Below are 18,508 nucleotides of genomic sequence, written 5' to 3' on the forward strand. Positions count from 1 at the left end.
GCAAAACAATAAAACTGAATTTTTTTTTGGCAACAATAAACAATCCGAACCTTAAGGATAATCATTTATGGCCGCTAGAATAGTGTTTCTTTTATGGATGGTTTTATTATTTGTTGGTTGTAAGTCAAATCAATACGACCCTTCCCTGCCACCCAAAGGCTTTGCAAATAACATTAGCCTTAAAATAGCATACACCCTGGGAGCCATTGAGCCCACCATTACCAAGGTAGCAATCCCTGCAAATATACAGGAACATAAGAACCTGGTTTATAAGACCATAGACACCACTTCATTAAAACTGGACATCTACCAACCAAAAGCTTTAAAAAAGGATGCGCCCCTAATTATTTTTTTGCATGGTGGTGCTTGGGAAAAAGGAAGAAAAAGCAATGTTTTACATTATTTGATCAGCTATGCCCAGAAGGGATATGTAACGGCAACCGTACAATACAGATTAAGCGGCGTGGCAAAATACCCTGCCCAACTCCTTGATGTTTCGGACGCCGTAGAATGGCTGAAATCCCATGCCAAGGAATACAACATCGATGCCCATAAAGTAGCTATCGCTGGTGGTTCTGCAGGGGCGCATTTGGCCATGCAGTATGCCTATACCCATTCTTCCAATACAATGGACAGCAATGGCTTACCCTCCAATGTCCAGGCCGTAGTTAATATTTATGGGCCCTCCGATTTAACAACCGAGATTGCAAAAAATGAAAAGCGGGTACATAGATTTATTGGAAAAACTTATGAAGAAGCTCCGGAAATGTACAAAGAGGCCTCACCCATTCTATATGTAAACAAAAACTCCCCGCCTACTATTTCCTTTCATGGCACTTTGGATGAACTGGTACCTTATAGCCAATCCAAAAAACTTCATGAAACCCTGAAAACTTATGGAGTACCCAGTTACTATCACGAATTGAAGGGTTGGCCACATGCCATGGACCTTTCCGCAAAGGTATTCTCATACATTCAATATCATACGGACATATTCTTGGAAAAACATTTAAAATCATGATTAGATATATATTCATTGCCATAGTTACATTCACCTTATTACTGGGTTGCAAAGCGAAACAAAATGATGTTTCGGTACCACCAAAAGGATATTCCAACAATACCACCTTAAAGTTGGCCTATGCAACCGGTGCATTAAAAATAATTGAAAAAGACTTCCCCCTTCCTGAGGATGTCAAGGAATACAAAGATGTCACCTACAAAACCGTGGACACTATCCAGCTTAAATTGGACATTTACCATTCCAAAGACCTAAAAAAGGATGCACCCCTTATAATTTTTATCCACGGTGGAGCCTGGAAAAAAGGAAATAAGCACGACTATTTGGTCTATTTGGCCAGTTTCGCGCAAAAGGGCTATGTTACCGCTACCGTTCAATATAGATTGACGGGTGTAGCAAAATATCCTGCCCAGCTCCTTGACGTGGAGGACGCTGTGAGATGGCTTAAACTCAATGCGGCCAATTATCATATAGATGCTTCCAAAGTTGCTATGGTAGGTGGTTCGGCAGGTGGACATTTGGCCATGATGAACGCTTACTCCAACACACCTGATGATGTGGATGCAAACGGGGTATCCGCAAATGTTCAGGCTATTGTAAATTTTTATGGGCCTTCCAACCTAACCGACGAAACAGCCATCAATGCGTCCTCTGTACAATACTTAATAGGCAAATCCTATGAAGAGGCCCCAGAAATGTACAAAAAGGCCTCCCCATTATTTCTAATCTCCAATAAAGTGCCTCCAACCCTAACTTTCCAAGGAACTTTGGATGAGTTGGTGCCTTATGAGCAATCGGACATATTACATGCCACCCTGCAAAAGGCCGGTGCCATTTCCTATTACCACAAACTAAAAGGATGGCCCCATACGATGGATGCCTCGGTAAAGGTAAATGCCTATGGCCAATACCATATGGACAGGTTTTTTGAAAAGTACATCCCATTCAACTAAATTTTAAGAATCCTCATGAAGTTGCTGAAAAGAATAGCGAAAGTCACGTTCATTGCCATTGTAACGGCCATATGCGTAGTGCTGGTTGCTATTTTTATTGCAAGCAATAAGTACAATACCATTGTAAAGGCAACTCCCAATAACCGAATAGAAAATATAAGCCCCGGACAATTGGGCAAATTCGTAAATACCTTTATAGGTACCGGAGGTTTTCCCTATTGGGTGTGTGGATTTAACTTTCCGGGCGCTACGGTCCCTTTCGGAATGGTACGCCTAAGCCCCGAAACCATGTCCTTCTTTAACAACACCAAAGATTTTAGCACCTCTGGGTACTATTACGGGGACAATAAAATACTTGGCTTTAGCCATACCCGATTGGCCGGCACAGGAGCTACCGATGGAGGACATTTTTTATTTACACCAACCACGAGCCCCATTGATAAAATTGATTTCCATTTAGATTACACACATAAATTTTCCCATAAGGATGAAACCGCATTTCCGGGTTATTACCGTGTAGCATTGAATAAAGAGGCCATTGTTGCCGAACTAACGACCACAGAACGCAGTGGCCTGCATCGGTATACCTTTACCAAAGAAGGCAACAGAAATTTACTTGTCCATATTACCAATACCACCGGAAACCATCGGTCAAAAGACGGATTTGTAAACATAATCCCCAAAAACAATGAAATTGAAGGTTCGGTTAGGACTTTCGGCAGCTTTGCTAGCCGATTCGGTGGCGTACAGGTTTTCTTTGTGGCCAAATTTGACCAACCATTTTCCGATTATGGTATCTGGGATGGACAAAAATTGGACAAAAAAGTTCTGAGCAAAAAAAGTGACAGTCTAAAAATTTATCTCCGATTTGCCCCCGAAAGCATAAACGCCAAGGTTGGTATTTCCTATGTCAGTATAGAAAATGCCCGTTTAAACCTGGAGACAGAAGCGGGCCCTTTTAATTTTGCCGAAATACTCCAAATGGCCAAGGACAAATGGGAAAGAAAACTGGCTTTAATTAAGATCGAAGGCGGCTCCTTGGAGGAAAAAAAAGTCTTTTACAGTGCTTTATATCGCAGTTTTCAAATGCCTACCATCTTTAATGACTTAAATGGGGAATATAAAGGATTTGACAAAAAAATACACCAAACTACCGATTTCAACTACTACACGGATTTATCCTTATGGGACACTTTCCGAACCGTCCATCCATTATTCAATCTAATAGCAAAGCAGGAGCAAAGGGATATGTTGGTCTCTTTGGTGGAAATGTCCAAACAAGGGGGTAGCCTGCCCAGATGGCCCTCAGGTTACGGATATAGCAACTCCATGCTGGGCTCTCCAGCGGATATGGTTATTGCGGAATCTTACCTAAAGGGCATACACAATTTTGATGTGCACCTTGCTTATAAAAAAATGAGACAAGTGGCCCTGGAAACCATTCCCAAAGACAGTTCCGCTGCTGGCCGGGAAGAGATAAACGGATACCTTACCTACGGTTATTGTCCTACGGAATTTGGCGATGAAGCCGTAAGCAAGACCTTGGAATATGCCTGGGCCGACCATTCCATAAGCCTTTTGGCTAAAGAACTACAACTCCCTGAAGACCAAGCACTTTTTGAAAATCATTCCAAATTTTACAAAAATGTATGGAACCCAGACACCCAATATTTTCAACCCAGACACAAGGACGGACGATTTGTGGAAAAATTTAAGCCCTTACAACTCACCTATACAGATTGGAACGATGAATATACCAAGGACTATACCGAAGGAAGTGCCCTGCAATGGCGATGGGCGGTACCTTATGATACCGACGGCTTGGTATCCCTATTTAAGAACAAAGATTATTTTGTTGACGAACTGAACAACTTTTTTGCCAAAGCAGATCCAAAAATGGCTACCTGGACCCCAGGGTCCTATTATTGGCATGGCAATGAACCCGATATCCATGCGGCCTATCTCTTCAATGCTGTGGACCGGCCAGACTTGACGCAAAAATGGGTCCGTTGGATCTTGGATAACAAATACGATAATTCCTATGTGGGCATAGACGGTAATGATGATGCGGGCACCTTGTCCGCCTGGTATATTTTTAGCTCCCTTGGATTTTATCCCATTGCCGGAACGGACATTTATCAATTGGGCGCACCATTATTCAAAAACGCCGTTCTGCAAATGGGCGAACATAAATTGACCATAGGTACGGAAAATTACGACCCCAAAAATATATATGTAAAAAAAATATTGCTAAACGGGCGTCCCTTGGACCGCACTTGGATTAAGCATGATGAAATAGCCGAAGGGGCCCAACTGACCTTCATTATGGCCAAAGAGCCACAGTTTTTAATTAACAAACAATCCTATAAATCTACCTTATGAGACTTTTATTTTTATTGTGCACCTTTTTAGTGGTATCGTGTAAAGGAAAAATGGAAAAATTACCGGAAGTTGTTCCATTGGACCATCCTGCCATAGTGGAACAGGAATTTATTTATGAATTGGATGATGCACTTACCCCGGAATGCCATGCTTCTACAGTAGAAGTAAGCAATGGTACCGTTATAGCCTCTTGGTTTGGTGGCACCGAAGAAAAAAATGATGACGTAGGTATTTGGGTTTCCCGAAAGACCAACGGTTCCTGGACTACCCCTGTAGAAGTAATAAATGGTGTACAGGAAGATGGAAGTAGATACCCATGTTGGAACCCTGTTCTGTTTAAACCCAAAGACCAACCGCTTTTTCTATATTATAAGGTAGGACCAAGTCCTACCGAATGGTGGGGACTCTATATGACGTCGAATGATGATGGAAAAACCTGGTCCAAACCTGTAAAACTTCCTGAGGGAATTCTTGGACCCATTAAAAATCAACCCATTCAATTAACAAGTGGCGAAATTCTCTCTCCATCCAGCACTGAAGATGATGTTGCAGGCTGGCAGGTACACTTGGAACTGAGTTCCGACAACGGAAAGACTTGGTCCAAAACCCAACCCCTTAATGATGGGAAAGAGTTGGGTGCCATACAACCAGTGGTCTTGAATTACGGAAACGGAAAATTACAGCTTTTGAGTAGGACTGAAAATGAGGTCATTGCCGAGAATTGGTCCGCGGACTATGGCAGCACCTGGAGCAAAATGAAGGCTACCGCCTTGCCCAATCCAAACTCTGGTATAGATGGGGTAAGCCTAAAAGATGGGCGCCAATTATTGGTGTACAATCCTACCGGAAAAAATTGGGGAGATCGGGTGCCATTGAGCCTCGCCCTGTCCAAGGACGGCACCAATTGGAAACGCGTTCTGGACTTGGAACCTTTAAGGGAAAATACGGATAAGGAAGGGGAAGAATATTCATATCCCACCATGATGCAAGCTCCCGATGGAAAAGTACATATCGTATATACCTGGAACAGAAAAACAGTGAAATACATTGTTCTAGATCCACAAAAACTTAATTAAGTATAATCATGGGAAAATGGTTACGGAGATTGCTCAAGTTTTTTGGGGCACTGATATTGCTCTTGGTTATTCTTTTCTTTTTTGCAACCAGTACAATAGATACCACGCCGTATTTTGAAACGGAGTATTACAGGAATACTATTGCAAAAATAGAGGAAGCCGTAAAAAATAAAACCAAGGCCAAAGGTCCGCTGCTTGCCGGATTTGCAAGGACCAATATCACTCCAAAAATCACTAGCGACACTCCGGATCCCGCCAAAGGCGAATTTAACAATATAAAAATGGCCGGTTATGGCGGCGGTAAAATTGCGACCGGTGTGCACGATTCCATTTTTGCCAAAGCAATTGCTCTTGAAGTCGGCAATGAAACCGTTGTTCTGATCAATGCCGATCTAGTGGCAATACCGGAAGATGTTGTAAATAAGGTTACCGACAAGCTTAAGGGTAAAATTTCCAGAAAACAGCTTTTTTTTGGGGCTACCCACACCCATTCAAGTATTGGCAATTGTATGCCTGGTTATGTAGGCAAAAGTTTCGGTGGGGAATACCAACCAGAAGTAGTAGCATGGCTCGCCCAAAAATTTTCCTCCCTCATTTTACAGGCCTTGGCAGACAAACAGCCCGCACAATTTTCTTCGGGCTATATTAAAGTTCCCAATTTGGTGCGGAATAGGATCATTGGCGAATCCGGGCGAGTCAATGATAAATTGGACCTTTTATCCTTTATTCAGGAAAATGGCAAAAAGGCTACTATCGGTGCTTTTTCCGCACATGCTACCGTAATAGGCACCGATAATGAACAATACACCGGTGACTATCCAGGTTACTTTCAACGGCATTTGGAAAAGAATGGGGTTGACCTAGCCATGTTCTTTGCAGGAACGGTAGGAAGTCATTCCAATAAAGGACTGGGCGAGAAATTTGAAAAAGCCAAATATATCGGTGAAACCCTTGCCGATTCGGCCCTATCCGCTTTAAACAAAATGGAACATCGTACCCATATGGATTTTTCCGCGATATCGTCGGAAATAGAAATCCCGAAGTTGCAATTCCTTTACATCTCGGACCGTTTACGTCTTTCCCCTTACCTCGGTAGCAAATTGATGCCCAAGATGAACCCTATTCAGATTCAAGGCCTTAAACTAAATAACCTCATCTGGCTTGCCCTGCCCTATGAACTGAGCGGGGAATACGGTTTGGATTTAAAAAATGCCCTGGAACTTCAGGGTTACAATTCCGTACTCAGCAGTTTTAACGGCCAGTATCTGGGCTATATCGTACCACCAAAATATTATTATTTTGATACCTATGAAGCTAGGTTAATGGGATGGTACGGACCCAGTATGGGGGATTACCTAATGGAGCTCAATTTCAAAATGGCCAATGAATTAACGAACACCAAGCTATAAAAACATAAACTATGAAAACTTTAAAAAAGGCCTTAAAAATACTTGGGATAGGTATACTTCTACTCATTATCGTTGGAGCTTCGGTAGTGATGTACAATTGGCGCGAACGCCATCCTGACTACTCCATCGATCTTAAAATTGAAAACAAAACCCCTCATCCCATAAAAGCCGGATTTTCCAAAAGACCCATAACCCCTACCATTGTAGATACTTGGAACGACGCCAATGGAAACAACAAATACAGCAAAGCTGAAGGTGACACCTATAACGACAACAATAACAATGGTAAATTTGATGCCTACTGGATAGCAGGAATGAGCAATGCCAAACCTGCCCAGGGAGTTCATGACGATGTTTGGTCCAGGGTAATGGTGATCGATGATGGCAATACCAGGATAGCCATGATTTCTATGGACGCCATTGGTTTTTTACATAGCGATGTAATCGACATCAGAAAACGAATACCAGCCAAGTTGGGAATAGATTACACTTTACTGTCCTCTACACATACCCATGAAAGTAATGACCTTGTGGGTATCTGGGGTGAAAACATCTTCAATTCCGGAGTAAATCCAGAAATGATGGAATATGTCAAATCCCAAACGGTAGCCGCCATTACAGAGGCAGCCAACAATTTACGTCCGGCTAAATTGGTTTTCGCCGAAGACCTATCCGGCGAAGATGGCAAACTCATCAAAGATACCCGAAAACCTATTGTTAAGGCCACGGGAATACATTTAATGCAGGTCCTGGATGCCGAAAACAATACTACCATGGGAACCCTTATCAATTGGGCCAACCACCCGGAAACACTTTGGTCAGAAAATTTATTGATCAGTTCGGATTTTCCACATTATATACGGGAAGCCATGGAGAGCGGGGTATTTAACGGTGAAGAATTGATAGAAGAAGGGCTTGGCGGGGTGGCCGTTTATTTTTCAGGAGCTATTGGCGGACTAATGGCACCACACCCTTCTTTGGGTATTCAAAATCCCTTTACCGGTGAAGAATATTTTGAACCCACTTTTGAGAAGACAAAGGCATTGGGCGATCAAATTGCACTTATGTCCTTGGCTGCCCTAAAACAAAAAGGAGATACTTTGGCCAATTCCAATATTTCGTTGAGGGCAAAGACCGTGTTGGCACCATTGGACAATACTACCTTTAAAATTGCCAGCGGTATTGGCCTTATACATATTGGCATGCCGGAATATTTCAAATCGAGGACGGAGGTGGGCGCCATTCGCATAGGCCCTGCCCTATTTTTGAGTATCCCAGGGGAAATATATCCCGAAATTGTATATGGTGGCATAGAAGCTCCAGAAGGACGCGAATTTAACATACAGCCCATGGAGATACCCCCACTGCAAGAGCTCATTTCCGACAGGTACAAATTTTATCTAGGGCTTTCCAATGACGAAATTGGGTACATCATACCAAAAAGCGAATGGGATACGGGAAAACCTTATCTCTACAATGATAAAAGCGACACCTATGGGGAAGAAAATTCCTTGGGCCCAGAAACAGGTCCTATTATCTATAAGGCTTTAACAGAGGTCATCAAGGATTTGGACTAACATAAAAATAAACTACCATCCTTAAATTTAACCCTTTGAAGCTCATTTTTTGATCATTTTCCTATAACTTTAAGGTTCTGTTACTTCCAGCACCTGATTACATGTATAGCATAATTGACATTGAAACCACCGGAAACGGGATTAAAGGAAATAAGATTACGGAAATCTCCATTTTCAAATTTGATGGTCATGAAGTCATTGATGAATATACTTCCCTGGTCAATCCTGAATGTGAAATCCCCTACTTTATAACAGGATTGACGGGAATCGACAATGATTTGGTACGCAATGCCCCAACATGGGAAGAAATAGCTTCAAAGGTATTGGAAATAACGCAGGACACTATATTTGTGGCCCATAGTGTAAATTTTGACTACAATGTCATCAAAAATGAATTTCAGAATATCGGAATTAATTTTTCGCGCAAAAAATTATGCACGGTACGATTGTCCCGTAAATTAATCCCAGGCTTAAATTCCTATAGTTTGGGCAAATTATGCACCTCTTTAAATATTCCCCTAACGAATCGCCATAGGGCAAAGGGAGACGCCCAGGCTACTGTAATTCTCTTTAAAAAACTCCTAAGGACCAATGGTGCCGAAAAGGTATTTAAAGCCTTTCTTAACGCCCGCTCACAAGAAGCTACCTTACCGCCATTGCTACCCAAGGAAATTTTTGAAAGACTGCCCAATTCCCCTGGCGTCTATTATTTTAAAGATGCAAAGGGAGCAATAATATATGTGGGCAAGGCCGTAGACATAAAAAAACGGGTTCTTGGACATTTTTATGACAAGTCCAACAAAGAAATATTAATGTGCAAGGCCACTCACGACATTGATTTTGAATTATCCGGGAACGAGCTTGTTGCACTGTTAATGGAGTCTGCAGCCATTAAACAACATTTCCCCTTATACAATCAAAGTCAAAAACGTACTTCAACAGAATACGCCATCTTCTCCTATGAAGATCGAAACGGAGTACAACACTTAGCGTACAACAAACTAAAATTGACGGCCAGTCCAATATCCACATTTAATACCATAACGGACTGTAGGTTGTTTTTGGAGGATTTATGTAAGCATTACGGTTTATGTCCCAAATTCTGTCACTTACAGAAAAATATTAGCAGCTGCTCCCATTACAGTATTGGCCAGTGCAATGGAATATGCAGGGGAACGGAATCTCCCATGGACTATAATGCCAAAGTACAAAGGGCTATTGAGGCATTGAAGGACAAAAACCAAAATTTAGTGATCAGGGAAAAGGGTAGACACGGAAATGAAGAAGCATTTGTACTGGTAGTCAACAACAAATATAAGGGCTATGGATTCTTACCCCGCCACGAACAGATTAATTGTATTGACGCTCTGGAAAATTTCCTGGAACTCCAAAAAGAAAATATGGATACTAAACGGATTCTGTCGTGGTATTTAAGAAAACACCCTAACAGGGCCATTCATTTTTCCCCACTTTCCATATAAAGAAAGATGGCAGGGCATTTCAAATTAATGAAATTCCCTATCCATTATTTCTTACCACTGTTCATCAACATTAAAACAGCGGTAACCAGACCAACACAAACAGCGCCAAAAACAGAAATCATTATAATTCCGTTGCTCCAATTTACTAATGGTAAGTATTGTAAAATCATAGGTGTTTATTTTAGATTTAGACGGCTAAAATATACACAAACGGAACTATAAAATATGATAAATGTCACTTTTATAGCGTAGTGGGACAAACATAATCCGTTACCTTATAGCCCGAATCCTTAATTTGATCAAAGCCACCGGCTATATCCACCAGGTTGTGGATGCCCCTACTTTTTAAAATGGACGCCGCTATAACGGACCTGTATCCTCCCGCACAATGTACATAAAAGGTATCCTCTTTTGGAAACTCGGCCATATGGTCATTTAAGAAATCCAAAGGGGTGTTGTTGGCATTCTCCATGTGTTCGGAAAGGTATTCCGATTCCTTTCTAACATCAAAAACAGGAACTTCCTTATTATCCAAAGTTTGTTTCAAGTCCTTGGCGGAAATGGAAGTAATGGTATCATATTCCTTTCCAGCGTTTTTCCAGGCCTTGAAACTTCCCTTTAAATAGCCAATAGTGGCATCAAAGCCAACCCTGGACAATCGTATAATTGCTTCTTCCTCCCTACCCTCGGGAGCCACCAATAAGATAGACTGCTTGGTATCGGCTATAAGGGCACCAACCCATGGGGCGAAACTCCCGTCCAACCCAATAAAAATGGATCGCGGAACAAATCCCTTTACAAACTCGTCCTGATGTCTAACATCCAAAATTACTGCATCCGTAGCATTGGCAGCCTCCTCAAAAGCATCGGGTGACAAGGCGGTAGTACCCCTATCCAATACTTCCCCAATATCCTCATACCCTTCTTTGTTCATCTTTACGTTGAGCGGAAAATATTTTGGTGGCGGTAATAACCCTTCCGTAACCTCCTTAACAAATTCTTCCTTGGTCATATTGGCACGTAGGGCATAATTCATTTTCTTTTGATTGCCCAAGGTATCCACGGTTTCCTTCATCATGTTCTTACCACAGGCCGAACCGGCACCATGGGCAGGATAAACCACCACATCATCGGCCAAAGGCATAATTTTGTTTCTAAGACTATCATATAACAGCCCGGCCAAATCCTCTTGGGTCATATTGGCTGCCTTCTGCGCCAAATCTGGTCTACCTACATCACCTAAAAACAAGGTGTCCCCAGAAAATATAGCATAATCCTTACCCTTTTCATCCCTTAACAAATAGGTGGTACTTTCCATAGTATGTCCTGGGGTATGCAATGCCTTAATGGTAATATCCCCAAGCTTAAACTCCTGACCATCTTCTGCTATGATGGCCTCAAAGGAAGGTTTTGCCGTTGGACCATACACTATAGGGGCACCCGATTCTTTTGACAGGGTAATGTGCCCACTTACAAAATCTGCGTGAAAATGCGTTTCAAAAATATATTTTATGGTCGCTTTGTCCGCCTTGGCCCGTTTCATATAAGGCTCAACTTCACGTAAGGGGTCAATAATGGCCACTTCTCCTTTGCTCTCTATATAATATGCACCTTGCGCCAAGCATCCTGTATAAATCTGTTCTATTTTCATCTGTTTTATTTTATGGGTTACAAACAAGCCATCACATTGACCATTGAAAAATACTCTCCTTGATGTAGTTCCCAAGGTATCAAAACCTGTTATGGCTCATTTCCAACTCCTATTTTTTATAGGGTGATTAAAAATAAATCAAAACATATTTTATAAAATCACCTTTACAAAGGTAAATATTATAGACCTCCCTGAGTGTAACTTTAGTTACTTTGATTCTGATATGCCACCTTTTCCCTGAGTGAGGGAATGGTATTGGGATCATCGTGATAAGCTACGGCTTCCTTTATCCTAACAAAAAGATATTCCTTATGCAGACTATTGATAATCCCACTCTTGAATATTATATCTCGAATGGGTCCGGTAGCACCAGCGATATAAAATTCGATATTCCTATTGTGGATTTCTTCAATAACATTGATCAAGACGGCCGATGCACTGGCATCAATATAATTAATGGCTTCGGCATTCAAAATCACGGCTTTCAAGGAACGGCCCTTAACATTGATGAATTTGAAAAGTTCACTTTTAAAATAGCCCGAATTCCCAAAATAAAGTTGGGAATCGAACCTTACGATCAACAGATCTGGACGAACCTCGGCCTCATCACCAAAACGACTAATATTTTTATAATAATCAGAACCCTTAATATTTCCCAACACAGCAAAATGCGGCTTGGAGGTCCTGTACACCATTAAAAGCAAGGACAACAATACCCCAATTAAAATACCCTCTACTATACCAACCCCAAGGGTAATTAAAAAAGTTAACAAAAGAACCATAAATTCATCCCTACTTTGGTACCATAATTTTTTGGGATAGGAAATATCTATTAATCCAAAAACGGAAACCATAATAATGGAGGCCAGTGCTGCCTTTGGCAAATTATAGAATAAAGGCGTAAGAAATAATAGTGTTAGGGCTACCATTACAACACTTATCACCGAGGCTACTGTACTCTTGGCTCCCGCTTCGTAATTTATGGCCGAACGGGAAAAACTTGCGGTAACCGAATAGGACTGAAAAAAAGAACCCACCATATTGGAAGCCCCCAAAGCTATCAACTCTTGGTTGGGGTCTATGGTCTCTACTTTATTTTTTTCTTCAAATGCCCTGCCAATGGAAATTGTTTCCAAATACCCAACGAATGCCAATGTTAGGGCAATTGGCCATATATCCCTAACCCTTTCCATGCTAAAACTATGAATATTAAAAGAGGGTAGACCGGCCGGAACTTCACCTACGACCTGTACATCAAAGGCTTCCAAATTAAAAAAGTAGACCACCAGCGTGCTTAACACCACAACCAACAATATGGCCGGAAACCTATCAAACCATTTTTTAAATGAAGCAATGATCAGTATTCCAATGATCCCGATGGAGAAATCATAAATATTGGTTTCCGATAAGTGTCTAAATGCGTTAATAACCAGTTCGTGAAATTTATTGCTGTTCATGATATCCGCTCCCAGCAAATGTTTTAATTGACTAAAAATAATGATTACGGCCGCCGCGGAGGTAAATCCACTAATAACGGGTTTTGACATAAAGTTTACCAGAAATCCCATTCGCAAAAACCCAAATATCAACTGAAATGCCCCTACCATAAACGACAGGAACAACGCCATTAATATATAGTTCTGTACTCCTGATATGGCCAAGGTCCCCAAGCCTGCAGCTACCAATAACGAATCCATGGCCACTGGACCTACGGCAACCTGCCTTGAAGTACCCAAAAAGGCATATGTTAAAATAGGGAACAAAGAGGCATATAGGCCATAAACTGGAGGAAGCCCGGCAATCATGGCATAGGCCATACCCTGGGGAATTAAAATTATGCCCACGGTTATCCCCGCCACCAAATCTTTTCCAAAAAGGGTTTTGTTATATCTTGGAAGCCAATCCAAGAAAGGTAAAAATCTCCTCATTCACCAAATTTAGTATTAAATAGCTTATTCCAATGTAACGAAGGTTACAGAATTCTAGCTTTTACACACATAACTTCTATTGAAGTTGGTACTAATAAACATTAAAAATTTTATCTTGTGCCCTTAATTAAATCAAATCCTTGGAATATGCAAAAAATCCCCGCGATAATAAGTGGTTTCATAGCAGCCTTACTTCTATGTCAGTGCAGCACTGTAAAATCTGTCACTGAAGAAAAAAACGACGGTTGGATTTCCATGTTCAATGGAAAGGACATCAATGATTGGACCACTAAAATTCACCATTATGAAGTTGGGGACAATTATGGCGACACTTTCAGGGTAGAGGATAGTATTATAAAAGTACGCTATGACAAATATGAGGGCGATTTTAATGAACGATATGGACACCTGTACTACAATACCCCCTACTCCTATTATCATCTAGTGGTAGAGTATCGTTTTGTAGGGGAACTTCACCCGGGAGCCCCAAGTTACACCATAAAAAACAGTGGGGTAATGTTCCATTCCCAGGATCCCAGAACCATGCCCAAGGAGCAGGATTGGCCCATTTCTGTGGAAATGCAATTTTTGGCCGGATTGGAAGAAGGCAAATCACGGCCCACTGGAAATATGTGTTCCCCGGGAACAGATGTAGTATATGAAGGCAAAATTGATCCAAGACACTGTATCAATTCCACTTCCAAAACTTATTTCGGAGAACAATGGGTACGCGCCGAGGCCATTGTTTTGGGAGATTCCATTGTGACCCATATAGTAAATGGAGACAAGGTATTGGAATACACCAAACCACAAATAGGGGGAGGTGTTGCCAACCGATATGATCCTGCCATGAAGATCGACGGTAAATTATTAAAGGAGGGTTTTATTGCCCTTCAAGCAGAGGGACAACCCATAGATTTTAGAAAAGTGGAATTAAAAAACCTAAAGGGCTGTATGGACCCCAAAGCTTCCAACTATCGTAAATATTACATAAAATCCGATCCAGAGGATTGTAAGTACAATTAACTACAAGGCGTAAAGCAACTATTGAATATTTCCTCCTACAGGCAATCCACTTGGGACCTTTTTGGGAATTTCCTTGTCAAAATTTTCATCGTTTAGGGTATTTAAAAAAGAAATGATCAGGGACATATCCTTAACACTAAGCTGAAGCTCCCTTACAAAGGGATCGAACATTTCTTTGGATACTGAAGGATTTCGTGTTTTCCCAAATGAAATATCCTCATAGAATTCCAAAACCTGTTTTAAGTTTTGAAAGACACCATTATGCATATAGGGCGCGGTAAAACGAAGGTTTCTAAGTGAAGCTGTCCTAAACGCAAAACTTTCCTGAAATCCACTATCCGGTTCTGGAAGCTTTTTGTTTTCCGGCACTCCCAATACGTGCAACTTATAGTCCGAAAACATGGGGCCATTATGGCAATTGATGCAACCTACCGATTTAAATAGTTCCAAGCCTTCTTTTTCCGAGTGGGACATAGCGTCCAAATCCCCTGCCATATATTGATCAAAACGTGAATTATTGGCCACTAAGGTTCTTTCAAAAGAGGCAATGGCCATTCCAATATGAATGCTGTCTATTGGTGCATCCTCACCAAAAGCTTCCGCAAAAAGACTTTTGTATTCTGGAATGGATTCAAGTCTGGAGGCCACTTCGGTTAAAATTTGAGACTTTGAAAAATGGACACCCTTCATTTCTTCCAGAGTCTTGATAGGTTCCAACGCCTGTTTTTCCAAACTCTTTACACGGTCGTCCCAAAACATGGGAGCATTTTCTGGATCATAATCGTCCTGCCCATGTATACCATTAAATACCGTGTTTAAAATGGTGGGGGAATTGCGTTTCATTTGGGGAATTATATTGGGCTCCTTAAATGTCCTCTTGCTTCCCAAGCCCTGACCATTTGCCCCAATGGATAGATCCAAGAACTCGGCATATCCAGTGGCCGGATGATGGCAACTGGCACAAGCAATGTCCTTGCCGCCCGAAAGGATGGGGTCATAGAAAAGAAGTTTACCCAAAAGTTCCTTCTCTTTGGAATTTGGGTTTCCTATCGGTGTTTTTATAATCTTAGGTAGGGCGGCAACCTTGGCGATCTCCTTGGGCTGAGGTATATCTATTTCCTGTTTCTTGTTAGGATGTCCACAGCCTGCCAAAATTACGAACAGGGCCAGTACATAAATACAACCACCAATCCTCATATTTCTTTACTTTTACCAAGACAAGTTTACCACATAAACTACTCAATAACAAGTGTCGAACCTTAAAAAATTACAAATCCAACACCTTTATCTGATTCCGATATAACTCTATCTTGCCTTCATTTTCCATTTTTTTCAATAGCCTGGACACCACCACTCGTGAGGTGTGGAGATCGTAGGCTATTTCCTGATGTGTAGCATGCAATACATCATCATGGGTTACTTTGGCCTTATCCTGCAGATGCTTTAATAAACGTTCATCCATTCTGAGAAAGGCAAGTGTATCTATGGTCTCCATAAGTTCCATCATTCTTGCGTGGTAACTATCCAGGATAAACTGTTGCCAAGTTTTATATTTGCCCATCCAAGTTTCCAAGTACCCCACCGGAATCATCAATAATTCCGTATCGGTTTCGGCAACGGCCCTTATACCACTTTTTTTGTCGCCCATGCAACAGGAAAAAGTCATGGCACAGGTGTCCCCTTTTTCCACGAAGTACAACAACAGTTCGTTGCCATCATCATCTTCCCTTAAGACCTTAATAGCCCCACTTAACAACAAGGGCATGGTCTTGATATTATCACCTATTTCCATTAACGTTTGGCCCTGACTAACTTTTTTATAGCTACCCACCTTTCTAATTTCCTCTAACAACTCTGGCTCAAAAAGATAACCATAATGTAATTGTAACGCTTCTGTCATTCTTGTTGTATCAAATGTTAGGTTGAATAATTACGGAAAAAATCTTTTCGGATCCGTTCACTGTCTGAAATCCATGGTGTAAGTCCTTTTGGTCTACCGCATAAGGATAAAAGGATATAGGCTCTATACACAGCATATTGGGTACCTCTGTCCACAACATAAAATTTCCAAAGCCTTCGGTTTTTATACTAAGCTTGCCATTATCCATTAAGGTAAGGGACGTGCAGTCCAGAACTGGCAAAGCCCTATTACCAGCTTCGAGTACCTCCTGTAGGTCAATACTGCGGTTGGCTGTTCTTATGGTTACGTTATCGGAATATAGCTTAAAAGCCGGATGATATCCCAACATAAAGGGCATACCTTCCTCTGTTATTACTTTAAATTGAACTTTTAAACCGTTTTCCATAAGCTCGAAGGACTTCGTAAATTCAAAGTTGTAAGGCCATGACAAATATTCCTCTGTGGATTTAGAGGGATATTTGGAGTTCTTCACTGAAGTTCCTGAAGCATATTGTTTTCTATAAACGGCTTTGGTATCGGTTTGCGACACAAGTTGGTATGCCATTTCCCTTAAAAGACCATGTTGATCCTGGACCGCTATACCCTTAGCGGAAGTAACCCTAAAATTTGCTTCATTGGTAGGGCCTATTATTGGAAACATTTCGGTATCCGAGTTTCGCCATCCCGGACTACCCTTTTGGTGAATATACTCGTGCCCGGCAACTGCATAGCCTACCAATTCCCCTTTATCTATTTTCACTATTTGATCCTGTAGTTTTAGATTCACCATCTATTTTTTCTTTTTAGGAGGAAAGTTATCACTTTGTTACTGATTCAAGATTCAAAAAAAATACAAAATTCTATTCGAACTTTATGGCCTTTACCGGTGATATTTTAGTAATAATATAGGACGGCAGAAGCAACATCAACAGACATAAAATTAAAACACCAATATTGAGCAATACCACGGTCATCACATCAAGGTGGACCGGAATATAATCTATATAATACTCCTTGGGGTTGGGAAATTTGAACATACGGAATTTAAACTGCAATCCTATAATGCCCAAACCAATGATATTGCCCAACAAAAGTCCAACACCAATCAAATAAGTGGCATTATACAAAAATATCTTGCGAATACTCCAATTGGATGACCCCAAGGCTTTTAAAATACCTATCATTTGGGTCCGCTCCAATATTAAAACGAGCAACGCGGTTATCATATTGATACCCCCTACGATGATCATTATGCCAATGATCAATGCTATATTAAAATCGAAAAGACCAAGCCATTCGAAAATCCTGTAATACTTGTCCTTTATGGTCTGCGTATCGAGATTGGACAAGGTCTTCCCATAAATTTCCTTGGCCTTATTGTCCATTTCATCAAAATCGTCCACAAAAATCTCAAAGTTCCCCACTTCATTATCGGCCCATTTATTCATATGTTGAATATGGCGCAGATCAATAAAAATATAGGAACCATCCAACTCTTCAAAACCACTGTCGTAAATACCTGTTATAGTAAATTTTCTTTGATTGGGCATCTTGGATGCATCATCTTCCTTAAAGAATATAGCAACGAAAGAGTCACCGGTTTTTAAGTTTAAACGATTGGACAAAACCTGGGATATCAATGATTCACTATTAATTTCCCCCTTAAAATTGGGCAGGGAACCATCTACCAAAAACTCTTTAAAAACATCCCAATTATAGTCAGGCCCAACACCTTTGGCCAAAATGCCTTCAAATGTCTCTTCTGTTCTTATTATTCCGGCCTTGGTAGCTACTCCCTGAATATGCTGTATGCCACTGACCGACTTAAATTCCGGGTAAAATTCCTGATCTAGGGAAACAGGGACCATGGAAACATCGGAAGTGTTGTTGTCGTAGTTATATATCTGGATATGGCCATTAAAGGCAGCTATCTTTTCCCGTATTTTATGCTTTAGACCAACCCCGGTAGAAATGGCCACCAACATCATTATCACCCCCAATGCAATTGCCGCAATAGCTATTTTTATTATTGGTGCAGATATACTAATTTTATGCTCTTTACCTGTAACCAGGCGTTTGGCAATAAAAAATTCTAAATTCAATT

15 protein-coding genes are annotated in these 18,508 nt (G+C 41.1%); 8 read left to right on the forward strand and 7 right to left on the reverse strand.

Annotation, left to right across the window (positions count from 1 at the left end; all coding sequences use genetic code 11):
- Positions 1-67: 67 nt before the first annotated feature.
- The 7 genes from B9Y87_RS12730 to B9Y87_RS12760 all read left to right on the forward strand — a co-directional run bounded on the left by B9Y87_RS12730 (position 68) and on the right by B9Y87_RS12760 (position 9,899).
- Positions 68-1,021 (forward strand): alpha/beta hydrolase, encoded by a 954-nt coding sequence (locus tag B9Y87_RS12730; RefSeq protein WP_085499382.1) that lies wholly within the window; start codon positions 68-70, stop codon positions 1,019-1,021.
- On the forward strand, positions 1,018-1,974 hold the full coding sequence (locus B9Y87_RS12735) for an alpha/beta hydrolase (protein ID WP_217807519.1): 957 nt from the start codon (positions 1,018-1,020) through the stop codon (positions 1,972-1,974). Before B9Y87_RS12730 ends, B9Y87_RS12735 begins: the two co-directional genes overlap by 4 nt.
- 15 nt (positions 1,975-1,989) lie before the next feature.
- Positions 1,990-4,356, forward strand: a complete 2,367-nt coding sequence (locus tag B9Y87_RS12740; RefSeq protein ID WP_085499383.1) for a GH92 family glycosyl hydrolase — start codon at positions 1,990-1,992, stop codon at positions 4,354-4,356.
- Positions 4,353-5,432: a sialidase family protein gene (locus tag B9Y87_RS12745; protein ID WP_139827224.1), complete on the forward strand. Its 1,080-nt coding sequence runs from the start codon at positions 4,353-4,355 to the stop codon at positions 5,430-5,432. The genes B9Y87_RS12740 and B9Y87_RS12745 overlap by 4 nt, the downstream gene beginning before the upstream one ends.
- An 8-nt stretch (positions 5,433-5,440) precedes the next feature.
- Positions 5,441-6,841, forward strand: a complete 1,401-nt coding sequence (locus B9Y87_RS12750; RefSeq protein ID WP_085499385.1) for a neutral/alkaline non-lysosomal ceramidase N-terminal domain-containing protein — start codon at positions 5,441-5,443, stop codon at positions 6,839-6,841.
- 11 nt (positions 6,842-6,852) lie between these two features.
- On the forward strand, positions 6,853-8,418 hold the full coding sequence (locus tag B9Y87_RS12755; protein WP_085499386.1) for a hypothetical protein: 1,566 nt from the start codon (positions 6,853-6,855) through the stop codon (positions 8,416-8,418).
- Positions 8,419-8,519: 101 nt separating this feature from the next.
- Positions 8,520-9,899: an exonuclease domain-containing protein gene (locus B9Y87_RS12760; protein WP_085499387.1), complete on the forward strand. Its 1,380-nt coding sequence runs from the start codon at positions 8,520-8,522 to the stop codon at positions 9,897-9,899.
- A gap of 44 nt (positions 9,900-9,943) precedes the next feature.
- On the opposite strand, the gene B9Y87_RS22315 is transcribed toward B9Y87_RS12760, so the two are convergent.
- The 3 genes from B9Y87_RS22315 to B9Y87_RS12770 all read right to left on the reverse strand — a co-directional run bounded on the left by B9Y87_RS22315 (position 9,944) and on the right by B9Y87_RS12770 (position 13,478).
- Positions 9,944-10,069 (reverse strand): hypothetical protein, encoded by a 126-nt coding sequence (locus B9Y87_RS22315; protein ID WP_262483180.1) that lies wholly within the window; start codon positions 10,067-10,069, stop codon positions 9,944-9,946.
- Positions 10,070-10,140: 71 nt separating this feature from the next.
- Complete coding sequence (locus tag B9Y87_RS12765; protein ID WP_085499603.1) at positions 10,141-11,550, reverse strand: MBL fold metallo-hydrolase; 1,410 nt, start codon at positions 11,548-11,550, stop codon at positions 10,141-10,143.
- A gap of 203 nt (positions 11,551-11,753) precedes the next feature.
- Positions 11,754-13,478, reverse strand: a complete 1,725-nt coding sequence (locus B9Y87_RS12770; RefSeq protein WP_085499388.1) for a SulP family inorganic anion transporter — start codon at positions 13,476-13,478, stop codon at positions 11,754-11,756.
- 147 nt (positions 13,479-13,625) lie between these two features.
- Here B9Y87_RS12770 and B9Y87_RS12775 point away from each other — a divergent pair, with 147 nt between their 5' ends.
- Complete coding sequence (locus tag B9Y87_RS12775) at positions 13,626-14,504, forward strand: 3-keto-disaccharide hydrolase (protein ID WP_085499389.1); 879 nt, start codon at positions 13,626-13,628, stop codon at positions 14,502-14,504.
- Positions 14,505-14,522: 18 nt separating this feature from the next.
- Here the strand turns inward: B9Y87_RS12775 and B9Y87_RS12780 are convergent, their stop codons facing one another.
- The 4 genes from B9Y87_RS12780 to B9Y87_RS12795 all read right to left on the reverse strand — a co-directional run bounded on the left by B9Y87_RS12780 (position 14,523) and on the right by B9Y87_RS12795 (position 18,506).
- A complete protein-coding gene (locus B9Y87_RS12780; protein ID WP_085499390.1) occupies positions 14,523-15,701 on the reverse strand; it encodes a cytochrome-c peroxidase in 1,179 nt (392 codons plus the stop codon).
- 70 nt (positions 15,702-15,771) lie between these two features.
- The gene (locus B9Y87_RS12785) at positions 15,772-16,404 is read right to left on the reverse strand and encodes a Crp/Fnr family transcriptional regulator (protein ID WP_085499391.1); all 633 of its coding nucleotides are present in this window, start codon (positions 16,402-16,404) and stop codon (positions 15,772-15,774) included.
- A gap of 10 nt (positions 16,405-16,414) precedes the next feature.
- On the reverse strand, positions 16,415-17,194 hold the full coding sequence (locus B9Y87_RS12790; protein ID WP_085499392.1) for an aldose epimerase family protein: 780 nt from the start codon (positions 17,192-17,194) through the stop codon (positions 16,415-16,417).
- A gap of 70 nt (positions 17,195-17,264) precedes the next feature.
- A complete protein-coding gene (locus B9Y87_RS12795) occupies positions 17,265-18,506 on the reverse strand; it encodes an ABC transporter permease (protein ID WP_085499393.1) in 1,242 nt (413 codons plus the stop codon).
- Between the last annotated feature and the right edge of the window lie 2 nt (positions 18,507-18,508).

Origin of the sequence: Arenibacter troitsensis (assembly GCF_900177645.1) — a bacterium.
Classification (GTDB): domain Bacteria; phylum Bacteroidota; class Bacteroidia; order Flavobacteriales; family Flavobacteriaceae; genus Arenibacter; species Arenibacter troitsensis.